Source organism: Legionella sp. 16cNR16C (assembly GCF_021297775.1).
Lineage (GTDB): Bacteria > Pseudomonadota > Gammaproteobacteria > Legionellales > Legionellaceae > Legionella_C > Legionella_C quinlivanii_A.
In genome coordinates this window covers 472,988-484,965 of the sequence record NZ_JAJTMX010000001.1, presented here as the reverse complement: position 1 = coordinate 484,965, position 11,978 = coordinate 472,988, and the positions used below count along the sequence as shown (strand labels likewise).

Below are 11,978 nucleotides of genomic sequence, written 5' to 3'. Positions count from 1 at the left end.
AATGTCAGTGTACATGACAGAAGAAGAACAGTTAGAAGCAATTAAGAAATGGTGGAATCGGTACAGCACTCGGATTACCATAGTGCTTTCTATTATTCTGCTGGCCGTATCCGCTTACAAGTATTGGAACTGGCATGTTGAAAAGGTCAACATACAGGCATCCAACGCCTATGAGCACATGATGGTTGCTTATTCCAATAAGGATAATAAATCAATCAAATCCTATGCGAACGATTTGATAACCAATTATAGCGAAACGGTCTATGCAGATGCCGCACGCATGATTCTGGCTAAACTGCTGACTTCTCATAACCATTTCGGCAAAGCACGTACCATGCTTGAGGACGTTGCCTCTCATTCTAAAATGAAAGCCTTGAAACAGGTTGCCCGGATTCGCATTGCGCGCCTTCTGGTTGCTGAAAAAAATTATGACAAGGCGCTGGAAGAGCTGACATCGGTTGATGATGCCGCTTATATGCCTGTAATCAATGAACTGAAGGGAGATATTTTTGCCGCAACAGGTCACTACCAGCAGGCAATCACTTCTTATAAAGAGGCGATTACAGAGGTGAGGACACATGGCATTGGCAACTTGTTTTTGGAAATGAAAACAAATGAGTTAGCCGCGTTATCTCAATCAAGCGTATCAAAAAGCAATTTACAGGCTGCATAGTAATAAGAGGTCACATGTTTAAAAAAAGTTTATTATTAGTTGTAATTTCGGCTCTGACTGCCTGCTCTACGGTAGATGATTATCTTTTAGGTAAAGATAATACCCCTGTTCCAAACGAACTTGAGCCAATTAAGCCCAAAGTGGCATTAACTGAAAAATGGTCTGTTCCTGTCAGCCGGGCCAAGCATTCAGGGAATTATCTTAAATTACAACCGGTTATCGTTGGAAATACGATATATACAGCGGATGCCAGTGGTTCAGTTGAAGCAATCGACAAAAAAAATGGAAAAATCCTTTGGTCACGTAAACTGGACAATGTGTTAGTTAGCGGCCCAAGTGTTGGCGCTGGCTACATTGCGGTGGGTACTGAAAATTCCAAGGTGATTGTTCTAAAACAGGCTGACGGCAGTGATGGTTGGCAGGCCAGTGTATCGGGTGAAGTATTGTCAAAGCCTGTGATTGCTCAAGGTAAAGTGCTGGCAAAAACCATTGATGGTAACCTGTACGCTTTTAACCTGGCTTCCGGCGAACAATTATGGGTATCTGATCATGGCGCACCGGGTTTGGTATTGAAAGCAAGCTCATCTCCGGTTGTAGTGAACAATCAAACCGCATTAGTAGGCTACTCCGATGGCAAAATGGATGCGGTAGATATCCAAACCGGGCATGTCATCTGGCAACGTAGCATCGCATTTGCCAGCGGTGCCAGTGATGTTGAGCGTCTGGTAGATATCGACGCAGATCCTATCGTTGAAGGGCAAACAGTTATTTTAGGCAGCTATCAGGGGTATGTCGGCGCATTTTCCCTCTCCGATGGCCAGTTTATATGGAGAAAACCAGCCTCCATTTATAAGAATATGACTGTACAAGGCAACACGCTTTATCTGACTGATAGTGAGGATGTTGTTTGGGCTATTAATAAGCAAAACGGGCAGGTGAACTGGAAACAGGTCGCATTGAAAGCACGTGGCTTAACGGAGCCGGTGATCTCGGGCGACCGCTTGCTGATTGGTGATAAAACTGGAATGCTGCATGTTCTTTCAGCTCAGTCAGGGGAATTTATTTCGAGAGCTCAGGTAGGAAGTGCAATTATCTCAACACCAAGTGTTTCAGGTAAAGATGTGTATGTAATGACCAATAACGGCAAATTAAGCCGATTTTCAGTAGGGTAAGCATGATTCCAGTGGTTGTATTAGTGGGCAGGCCTAATGTAGGCAAGTCCACTCTGTTTAATCGGTTAACGAAGACTCAGGACGCTTTAGTGGCGGATTACCCCGGGTTAACACGAGATCGGCAGTATGGTCAGGCAGAGTTTGGAGACAAACCATTCATTATTGTCGACACAGGCGGGGTAGGTGTCGAAGATTTGGCTGTGGATGCCTTAATGTCTAAACAATCGGCAATGGCTCTTGAAGAAGCCAATGTCATTCTTTTTCTGGTGGATGCCAGAGATGGACGAACAGGGATTGACGAAACAATCGCTGTTCAACTGCGCAAACTGGGCAAGCCTGTCTATCTTGTTGTAAATAAAATTGATGGCCTTGATGAAGAAATTGCCATTTCAGAATTTCAGCAGCTGGGTTTTTCTGATATCTATCCCATTTCGGCAACTCATGGTCGAAACATGTCCGATCTATTGCATGATTTAACGGCTGATTTTAACTCTGTCGAATCGGATCTGGACAATGAGAATCCAAACGAGATTAAAATTGCATTTGCCGGTAAACCCAATGTTGGGAAATCTACCTTAATCAATCGCATACTGGGCGAAGAACGAGTTGTTGTTTACGATATGCCTGGAACGACTCGAGACAGCATCTCAATTCCTTTTGAGCGAGATGAGCAACGCTATATATTAGTTGATACGGCTGGAGTTCGCCGCCGAGCGCGGGTTGATGAAAAAATTGAGAAATTTTCAGTTATTAAAACTCTACAGGCTATCAAAAACTCACATGTCTGTTTAATGCTGATCGATGCAAAAGAAGGTTTAACCGAGCAGGATATGCACATTCTGGGCTTTATTATCGAAGCCGGGAAGGCGCTGGTTATCGCAGTCAATAAATGGGATGGATTGGAAGAGGATCATAAGGAGCATGTGCGTAGTGAAATCGGACGACGTCTCCATTTTGCAAATTTTGCCAAAATCCGTTTTATTTCTGCATTGCATGGGAGTGGAGTAGGATTATTATTTAAAGATATCAAGGAGGCCTTCGCTTCTGCAGTACAGGCGTTTTCAACGCCCAAGCTCACCCGGCTGTTACAGGATATTGTTAGCCAGCATGAGCCGCCTTTGGTTCAGGGAAGACGTATCAAACTGCGCTACGCACATGCAGGAGGGCATAATCCTCCTATCATCGTCATTCATGGAAATCAGCTTGAATCTTTACCAGGAAGCTACAAACGGTATCTGACCAATGCCTTTGTAGAGCATTTGGGCTTGATTGGCACCCCTCTGAAACTAGAGTTTAAGAGCAGTGCCAATCCCTTTAAAGATAAAAAAAATAAACTGACTGACCGCCAGATAAAAAAGAAAAGACGCCTGATGAAAAAAGTCAAAAGCAAATAAATTTTCTCTGGAGCCTTGACTATATAAACTATATCGGGCTTCCGTTTGGCTTTTTGATTATTTTTTCACTTCCAAATGCAAACTCTGGGACTTGATTTTTTCCGTTTTAAGGACTATCTTTTATTGTGCAATGCAACAAAACGGGGATTGTCATGATTATGGAAAATTATATAAATCAGCTAAATCAATTTGCAAGACAGATACAAAAGCCGATGGAAGAAATGATGCAATTGAATATCAAAACCTTGCAGTCATTCCAGGCTTTTAAGCCAGAAAACTTACAGAAAATTGAACGGCCCGAAATGATTTGGGAAAGACAAATTTTTGCCCTGATTGATTCTGGACACAAGTGGCTTGATTATGTCGAAAAATCCTATGAAATATCTGAACGAGCCATGCTGCAATTATTGAAAGGGCTTGGTCAAATAAGAGAAGAAACAAAAGCAGGCAAAAGTGCTTTTGATACCGCCATGTCAAACATGAGTCAATTTAATCCAATGACAGCCTGGCAAAATACGGCTAAACAAGTACTGGATCCAGCTGCAATGGAGGGTATCGATCCAACTCAGATCGTTCGTGAAGTTGCTGAGGCCGCTGGAATGCCGCAATATAAGAAAGAGGTGTCCAAGCCTGAGGGAAATGGTTCTATGAGCCAGAACAAGCCCGGTAAACGCTCAGAAAGAGCGGCTGATAAGAAAGACAAACACTAGGCCTTGTCTTTTCCGATTAGCATGATGATCGCACATTATCAACAACATGTATCCCCGCAATGCGGGGAAGAACAATGTTACCTCTTCCTGAAAAGGGAAATAATGCGTAGACAGGAAATTAAATGTCTCTATTTTTATTTGTTCAAATAATCTGTACCCTTGTTGGAATAGTGCTGCTTTTCGTGGCTTTTAACATGCTGCGCCCCAGAGAAAACGAGCAAAAAAGAATTCAGGATCAGTTTATGCTTTATTTGGGGCTTGGACTTTTTTTAATCTTTTTTCCCTTTGTTATTGATTATCTTTTACTCTAGCGGCGATAAGTGCTTGAGATTAGATGTTCATTGGCTTTGCTTGTTGAATGCAGTTTGTACATAAAATGGGTTTCTGCGGTTCGGTCTCCATTTCTTCTTTTTTCTCAACAGACAAATCGAGATTGTCTGTATCCTCAATCTCTACTTTGATACCACAATTCTCACAGTGCTGTACAAATGTCATGTTTGATTTCCCTGTCTATGCTTATATTTATATTTTAGCTTATTTATTGCGGAGACGGATTGCTTTGTAAATGAGGTCAACTATGATCATTAATGAGAGTGTTCATTGAGCCGTGTCATTACTCAAAGGCCCGCCGTCATCTCGAACGCAGGCCGTCATCTCGAATGCAGTGAGAGATCTCCCGATGCTGGCACAAACCAAAATCAGATAGATCTCTCACTGCGTTCGAGGTGACATGGCATGAAACAGTTTGATGAAGACTCTCTCATTAATAATAGTCTTTGAGGAGATCTTGATGGCTATCTGGTCGAGGGAAATTACGATTGAACAGCTTAATCAATATATCAAAAATACCATGTCAGAAGTTTTGGGTATGCAGTTTTTGGAAATAGGCGATGATTTTTTAAAGGCAAGCATGCCGGTTGATGATCGAACCAGGCAGCCTTTCGGTCTTCTTCATGGCGGAGCGAATGTCGCGCTGGCAGAAACAGTGGCCAGTATGGCTGCCAATGGAGTGATTGATCCACAGAAGTATTATTGCGTGGGTTTGGAAATCAACGCGAATCATCTTCGCGCTGTCAAGGAGGGAATTGTAACTGCAATCGCTTCACCTATACATCTGGGGCGAACTACTCAGGTTTGGGAGATCAATATTTTTGATGAACGCGGGAAAAAAACCTGTGTATCAAGAATGACTGCGGCAGTAGTGAAGCGTTAAGTTAAATTATATCGCCGCGCCTTGGTGGAAAGCGCGGCAGCAGGCGATTATCTGCCAGGCTAGCAAATAAAACTTAAGCTAAACTGCAATTCATGAGTATATAAATTGGATAGCTTGGGATAGCCGTAACCCCAGGGATCAGGCATCTCATTGTTTAATCGGCTCTTACCCCAATCAGCAAACTCATATCCCAATCCTACTTGCCAATGACGGCTCAGTGATTTTTGAACCCCGGCACCCAGCGTAAATGAGAAACCTTGTGTGGTGTTGCTTTGATAGCCAAGTTGTAATAACGCGACGCCAGGATTCAGCAGATAAACAGGGGGCTGTGTCTGGAAACTATAGGCATGGTTAAAGCCGATACCGAAACTGCCGCTCAGGTAAGGTTGCACATAATAGCCTGGATTATCTGTAGCCAGTAAACCTTTTATTGCTACGCGAGTGTGGTTAATGTGATAGCTATAGTTTGCTACGCTTGGAACACCAATTAAATCCATTGTTCCATTAACTTCTACCTGACTGGACCCGGCAAAAGCAAGTCCGAGCCGGCCAATCATATTCGGTCCGGTCTGATGTTGCAATGCCAGAAAGACTTCACCAGTTCCAAGAGTGCTGGCATCCTTGCTTCCCCTGAAACGATGCACTTCATCGAAATTGACGGGATAAACATAAAGACGACCCAAGGTCTGGTCATCGCCCGGCCAGGCCCAGGCAGGCCCCGCACTCAATGTAATCACTTTGGACCATCCAATGAGATAGGGTTCATCTTCAAGAATGCCGTCTGCATAGCTGTTTACTGAAAATAAAATCCCAATCGCTAAAGAAATTGGCTTATAAAACCTCATCTTTTGTCCTTAAATTAATAAGAAATTTATTTAAAACATATTCCATGTCGTCTATTTAACGTTGACTCTACGGGTGAGTCAATCACTATTTCAAAAATTTGATAAATCTCAGCAGGCAGAATAATGCCCCTTAAGCGCCTGTTTAATTATTGTGCTATATATTGATAAAGAAGTAACCTTGTCGAGTGTGACTTTTATGGCACTGTCAGACCAGCTTTTTGCGCAAATTGGTGTCTATCAACAACCGCATAAAGAATCGAATTACCAATTAGTTAACCGCTTGCTATCAACTGATGCTCAAACGGAACTATATGCCGGTGTCGGATCTTACCAGGAGCAGCATCGGGAAAAGGTAGATAGCTATCTTAACAGAAACAATGTACTTCCTAATGTTTCGATGAGTGATCCTGAGTTTTTTAGAAAAATGTTTATTCAGCATGTCGAGAAAATAAATTCACAGACAAGCAATCAATACAAGGTTGGAGATCCAGATACCCGGGGAACAAATCCAGAGCAGGCAACAGTTACAATGGAGAGTTTTTTAGGTAAGGATGGTGCAGAGCTTTATCGGCTTGCACTTGAGGAGGAGATGAATAGCAAGGAATACCGCGAAGGGGTATTCAGCGCTTCAACAACTCATTATGAAGGTGAAAAATGGTCCAAGCGGGCAGTTGTTATCGTTGCAGGCCCTTCAAGTTCTGGAAAAACAGTTTCGGCTGTTCAGGCAGTGAAAACTACTGCGCAGTTCATGCCTAAGGTGCCTGGTGATATGTCAGGAAATGATGTAGTGGCGGTGGATGGCGGGGTAGCCCGGGAAGTATCCCAAATAAGAAAACTGGCCATTCAGGCCTCGATTGCTAAAGGTTATACGGGAATAAAAGACTTACATGAACAAAGTGCTATTCTTGGAAAAGCAAAAGATCGTGTTCAGGAAGCTTTGTTTAAAACGGATACTGGAGTAGGGGTAGTAATACCTGAAACCTTTTCAATGTGGATTAAGCCTTTGAACGCCATCAAAAAATTGATGCCTCGTATTGAAGCCTTGCCCAATACCAAGCACGTATTTTGCAGAGTCGAGGGCGAGGAGCCTGGCTTGTTCCAGAAAGTCGTTTCTTTTCTGGGTTCTCGTCGAGCCTGGAAAACTGATCAATTTGATGCAGAGCAAAAATTTGATATGAACTCAACTCAGGGCATACCAGAATCCAAGGCCTATGGAGCCAGTGGTTTCAAATTTGGTGACATGGGTTCACGTATGGCTGAAAAATGGTTTGAATCAAACAGCAAAGATAAACTAAGAATGGTCGTTATCAATGATATGATCCTGGTTAAGCCAAATCCTAATGGTCAAAAGAATAACTGGATCCCTGCAGAGCAAAATGACAAAGGTGCAATCGCTATATCGAAGCGCGCATTTGATACCTGGACTAAAAATCCCGATCCAGACAAAAGTGATTTAAAAAGTTACAGCCGAACTTCCGAAGGAAGGCCTCCTCCAATAATTAAAACGTCTGCAGAAATTGATATCGCTATCGCTTATCAGACGCTTGTTAACCGACGAATGGATTTACTCGGCCAAAGAGCGAATATACGTAATCTGGAAAATAACCCAGAAAAAGAGGCAATGCTCACTAAAAAAATTGATAATATTGAATTAGCTATTAAGGCTATTGAATCGCCCAATCTCACCGATAAACATTCTGTGGAGCAATCAAAGGCGCAGGTATCTAATGTTCTGAAGGACATGAAGGCAGAAGGTCAGCTTGCGATGTTTTTCAGTACAACAAAAAAAGCCTTAGAGACAGCGATTAGCGCATTCGATAAAACTTCCGCCGCATTGGAAAGCAGCCAGGAAAAAAAGGCTGAACCAGCCCAGCCCGTGGCAGTAACCCCGGAGCAGCAAAGCTCGTCAGAGGGAATTAAAAATTTTTCTTCATTTAAAAACAATTTTAAATCCCAGATCATGGCCGCAAAACCGCCGCCTGATTTATCTGAAGAAGTCGAAGCAACAGCGGCTCCCAGTGCCTGAAATTATGTAATATTCTCTTTTTCTGTGCACTGGATTCAGCTAGAATGGTGGCTTTGGGGTTCATTACTTTGAAAAGGAAACCACTGCTTCTGCTGGCACTTCTGTTTACCAAAACGACTCTTGCATTTTCCGTCACAACCTGCGATCCCATATCAGGGCCGATGCGAATACAAAATCCCGCTGAGGAAACCGTATTTGATCATAGCAGCGGATGTCCAATTCCTAATGGCGACTATTCGGATAACCCGGCGCGGCCTTTTATTGCAGCGGATCAGACGGTCTGGTGGTTTGCAAGTAATTCAAAGGGCTATTTTAAATCAGTAGGGGTGCCGGTGGCTGATGGTGCCAAAGATATTATTTCCAGTCTGGTACGTTATCAGGAAAACAATCAATGCGTTGCCTGGCTGGAAAGTCAATTTAATACCACACCGAATGAATATCCAATCGCGAGCTATAACAATGAAATCTGGATGGTTACGCCTTTTACCCTGGATGGACAAAATATTTTCACATTTGTTCATAATGAATATCATATTATTCCATCCAACGTGGATGATGTGTATGGAAATCTGATTGGCGCCTCTTCCACAGACGGTGGAAACAGTTTTCAATTTTACACCAATGCACAGCAGCCAGGATATAATATACCGCTTATTGTCGCCCCATATCCTTTTAACAGCAGTGGTAAAGGGGGAATGTTCGCGCAGAGTAATATTATTCAATGGGGAGACTATTTCTATATTTTAGTTGAGCAGAATCTGCAGCCTTTTAACAGTTCCGCACCTGCCGCGGGAGTTTGTATTTATCGTAATGACAATCTTGCCAATCCACGAGGATGGCTTGGTTTTGACGGCAAAGCTTATACGGTTCCTCTTGTTCCGGAATATCATCCGACAAACCCGGAACAATACTTGTGCCACAGCGTATTACCGAATTATTATCGCTTTTCCTGGACTTATAATTCAGTGCTCCAAAAATTTATCATTATCGGCCTGGACACCAATTACTCTCAGTCAGGTCAATCCATCGAGGCATTTGTCTATACCCTCGCAAATCTTGATCCCGATACGGGAATTCTGACATCAGCAACCAATACCGGTTCTTTGTTTAAAGAATATTTTCTGCGTCAAATTACCTGGCTTGACCAATGGCAAAATGCAGGCAACGTATTCGGGCAAGCTTATCCAAGCATGCTGGACCCCGGCAGCCCAAATGTGAATGGAGATAGAAATTTTCAATATTCAGGAGCCCATCCCTATCTTTACTATACTTCTCTATTTCCTGCCCAGGAAAATCATGGAAGGGATAGGGATGTCGTACGGCAACAATTGATTGTTGAGAACTGCATACCCCAGTAATATGGATATTATTAATCGCAAACGACTGGCGACCTAAGGAAAACTTCCTCAGTTTCGGGCTCAAGATCCTCAACTGAGAAAAAACCTAGATTTTCTTGCCAGCGGTTGACGCTTGCTTTTATTGTAGTAAGAGCCATTTCTTTCGGAGAATCTGGCTCTTCAACGATACCGGATACAACCACTGAGGCATCTTCTGAAAGATTTAATTTATCAAGCGCTAAACCGTCTACTTCACAGTCATCCTCTAAATCGACGACTCTTGGCTGTTGTTTAGGTGCACAGTAAATTGCCTTGGAACATTCACTAAACTCGGGCTGGTTTTCAAAATTTATACTATTCAGGTCTAGTTTATGGCGAAACTTTTTGGGGTTTCCTGCCTCTATGGTCTCACCTGAGCCAGATTCCGCACGATTATTTAAGTTATTGTATTCATGCGTGTAGGGAAATGCCACCGCAAGTGTCGCTGTGTAATAAAACAAATTTAAATTTTCGTAACGCTTACCTAATGATTGAGCAAAATGAGCTGCAAGATTTCGGTTACTGTTATTTGTTTCACAAATGTATAACTTCAGTGCCTTAAGATCGTTGGCCATCTGATCAGTTAGTCCACATGCCTTTAGACGCCCAGCCACTGCATTAACTGATAAGACAAACGTATCTTCGCCAGATCTTTTAAAAAATGAATTAATATTGCTTACCCATTGAGACTGCCCAATGCCGTCCGCAAAAAGATAAACAGTTGAACCTTTGGGACAGTTTTTTTCGCTAAATTTAAATTCATCAACATACTCTTCGTAATCATTGTCTGTCTCATCGAAATGGCGGTAAGTAACAATACTGATGTCTTTATCATTGTTTTTAGTTTGCTGATAATTATAGCGCCAGCTTATTGCTCGCAAATAAAGTGAGAAGTTATTTTCAGTGGCAGAAAAAGGGATAAATAAGACAATTTTCGACATTGGACCTGGCTCATAATGCGAAATTCAGGTTTTATATTAACCGCACTTGATTAAGGAAATATTAACGTATAATCCAGAGCTCCCATTACTAGAGAACCCATTATGAATGTGGTCCGGTATTTTGTTTCCTGATACAATAAGCAGCTTACAACACTAATTCATAAACGCAGAAGATGACTCAACTTGCCTCTGCCTTTCAGAGATTAATCGCATGAACGAATTATCAGTGGAAAACTATAAAAACCCCCAGCAATCGGAGCTAGGGCAGTCATCTGAATATGATGATCACTATAATCCGGAGCGATTATTCGCCATAGCTCGTGCACCCAAACGCAAGGAAATTGGCATTGATCCAATGGCTCTGCCTTTTTACGGTTTTGATTGCTGGAATCATTATGAAGTGTCATGGCTCAATGAGAAGGGGAAGCCTGTCGTTGCAATCGCTGAAATTATCTATGATTGTGCAACACCAAATATCATTGAATCAAAATCATTAAAACTGTATTTCAATTCATTCAACAATACACGGTTTAAAGATAATGAAGCAGTAAAACAAATCATTAAACAGGATTTGGCGCAACGTGTTGGCGGGGATGTGCAGGTTCGTATACTTGGCTTAACAGAATCCGGCTACAATCACATTAAACCAAGCGCTGCTGGCGAATGCCTTGATGATCTTGATGTGGCTTGTTCTGTTTATCTCGTTGAACCCAGTTTTCTTTGTACAGAAGATAAGCGAGTAGAAGAAATACTTTACTCGGACTTATTAAAATCAAATTGCCTGGTAACCAATCAACCTGACTGGGCTACGGTACAAATTACCTATACGGGTAAGAAAATTGATCATGAAGGGCTATTAAAATATTTGATCTCATTCCGTAATCATAATGAGTTTCATGAACAATGTATTGAACGCATCTTTATTGACATCATGAATCGCTGCCAGCCGGAAAAATTGACTGTATATGGAAGATACACAAGACGCGGGGGGCTGGATATTAACCCTTACCGTTCTACTGAAAAGTTGAAATCAAAAGAACTGAATTTTCGATTAATCCGGCAATGAGAAACGCACCCTAAGCCCTGGTACGTAGAGGATTGTCAGTTAAATACCTTAAAAAGCTCTATTTGAGACGAGTCTGTATTTTAATTTTTAATCTACAATTAAGCTAAGTATTCATAAAAGGACTTACTATGCTGAGAATAGCCAGCGTGTTCACTTCGCTTTTATGCTTTTTGGTCTTACCTGCTATAAGCCATGCTGATGAAACTTATAGTTCAAAATTTATTAATCAAAGCAATAAAGGTTCTCAACAGTACACTCTGGTTAAAACAAGATTATGGCCCGATTCCGGATGTATCATGGAGAGCGGTCCTGAAGTACTTCAACCTGGTGACAATACAGAGCTTGTCATTGCAAAAAAGCAAGGCTGTGATCAGGCAGGCATAGGCTACTCTCTGTATGAGGCGAGCGATACTAAAAAACAACATTTGCTAGGTTACGTTTCTCACCGGTTTCGTGATGGAACCTTTAGCTTGCAAGTGTCTGTATTTTGCAAAGATAAGCATTGCGTTTTTAAGGACCTCAATCCTAAACAAGATGATTAATTAAGATTGTCTGGCGCGGC

Annotated in this window: 13 protein-coding genes; 10 read left to right on the top strand and 3 right to left on the bottom strand. The window is 42.1% G+C overall.

Annotated features, from left to right (window positions below; genetic code table 11):
• Position 1: 1 nt before the first annotated feature.
• The 5 genes from LXA66_RS02260 to LXA66_RS02240 all read left to right on the top strand — a co-directional run bounded on the left by LXA66_RS02260 (position 2) and on the right by LXA66_RS02240 (position 4,260).
• Positions 2-673, top strand: coding sequence for a tetratricopeptide repeat protein (locus LXA66_RS02260; RefSeq protein ID WP_233011738.1), 672 nt, complete (start codon positions 2-4; stop codon positions 671-673).
• Between the two features lie 14 nt (positions 674-687).
• Positions 688-1,845, top strand: a complete 1,158-nt coding sequence (bamB, locus tag LXA66_RS02255) for an outer membrane protein assembly factor BamB (protein ID WP_233011737.1) — start codon at positions 688-690, stop codon at positions 1,843-1,845.
• A 2-nt stretch (positions 1,846-1,847) separates the two neighbouring features.
• Positions 1,848-3,239: a ribosome biogenesis GTPase Der gene (gene der / locus LXA66_RS02250; protein WP_233011736.1), complete on the top strand. Its 1,392-nt coding sequence runs from the start codon at positions 1,848-1,850 to the stop codon at positions 3,237-3,239.
• Between the two features lie 158 nt (positions 3,240-3,397).
• On the top strand, positions 3,398-3,949 hold the full coding sequence (locus tag LXA66_RS02245; protein WP_233011735.1) for a hypothetical protein: 552 nt from the start codon (positions 3,398-3,400) through the stop codon (positions 3,947-3,949).
• Between the two features lie 122 nt (positions 3,950-4,071).
• The gene (locus LXA66_RS02240; protein WP_133140397.1) at positions 4,072-4,260 is read left to right on the top strand and encodes a hypothetical protein; all 189 of its coding nucleotides are present in this window, start codon (positions 4,072-4,074) and stop codon (positions 4,258-4,260) included.
• A 19-nt stretch (positions 4,261-4,279) separates the two neighbouring features.
• Here the strand turns inward: LXA66_RS02240 and LXA66_RS02235 are convergent, their stop codons facing one another.
• Positions 4,280-4,444, bottom strand: coding sequence for a hypothetical protein (locus LXA66_RS02235; protein WP_165483149.1), 165 nt, complete (start codon positions 4,442-4,444; stop codon positions 4,280-4,282).
• 295 nt (positions 4,445-4,739) lie between these two features.
• On the opposite strand from LXA66_RS02235, the gene LXA66_RS02230 reads away from it, so the two are divergent.
• A complete protein-coding gene (locus LXA66_RS02230; protein ID WP_233011734.1) occupies positions 4,740-5,162 on the top strand; it encodes a hotdog fold thioesterase in 423 nt (140 codons plus the stop codon).
• 59 nt (positions 5,163-5,221) lie between these two features.
• Here LXA66_RS02230 and LXA66_RS02225 read toward each other — a convergent pair whose 3' ends face one another.
• Complete coding sequence (locus tag LXA66_RS02225) at positions 5,222-6,007, bottom strand: hypothetical protein (protein WP_233011733.1); 786 nt, start codon at positions 6,005-6,007, stop codon at positions 5,222-5,224.
• A 196-nt stretch (positions 6,008-6,203) separates the two neighbouring features.
• On the opposite strand from LXA66_RS02225, the gene LXA66_RS02220 reads away from it, so the two are divergent.
• A complete protein-coding gene (locus LXA66_RS02220) occupies positions 6,204-8,033 on the top strand; it encodes a hypothetical protein (RefSeq protein WP_233011732.1) in 1,830 nt (609 codons plus the stop codon).
• Positions 8,034-8,101: 68 nt separating this feature from the next.
• Positions 8,102-9,391 carry a hypothetical protein gene (locus LXA66_RS02215; RefSeq protein WP_233011731.1) on the top strand — a complete coding sequence of 430 codons (1,290 nt, stop codon included), beginning with the start codon at positions 8,102-8,104 and terminating at the stop codon, positions 9,389-9,391.
• Positions 9,392-9,402: 11 nt separating this feature from the next.
• Here the strand turns inward: LXA66_RS02215 and LXA66_RS02210 are convergent, their stop codons facing one another.
• Positions 9,403-10,350 (bottom strand): hypothetical protein, encoded by a 948-nt coding sequence (locus LXA66_RS02210; protein WP_233011730.1) that lies wholly within the window; start codon positions 10,348-10,350, stop codon positions 9,403-9,405.
• A 211-nt stretch (positions 10,351-10,561) separates the two neighbouring features.
• On the opposite strand from LXA66_RS02210, the gene queF reads away from it, so the two are divergent.
• Together queF and LXA66_RS02200 are read left to right on the top strand one after the other, a co-directional pair.
• Positions 10,562-11,416: an NADPH-dependent 7-cyano-7-deazaguanine reductase QueF gene (gene queF, locus LXA66_RS02205; RefSeq protein ID WP_233011729.1), complete on the top strand. Its 855-nt coding sequence runs from the start codon at positions 10,562-10,564 to the stop codon at positions 11,414-11,416.
• A 128-nt stretch (positions 11,417-11,544) separates the two neighbouring features.
• Positions 11,545-11,958, top strand: a complete 414-nt coding sequence (locus tag LXA66_RS02200) for a hypothetical protein (protein WP_233011728.1) — start codon at positions 11,545-11,547, stop codon at positions 11,956-11,958.
• Positions 11,959-11,978 lie beyond the last annotated feature (20 nt).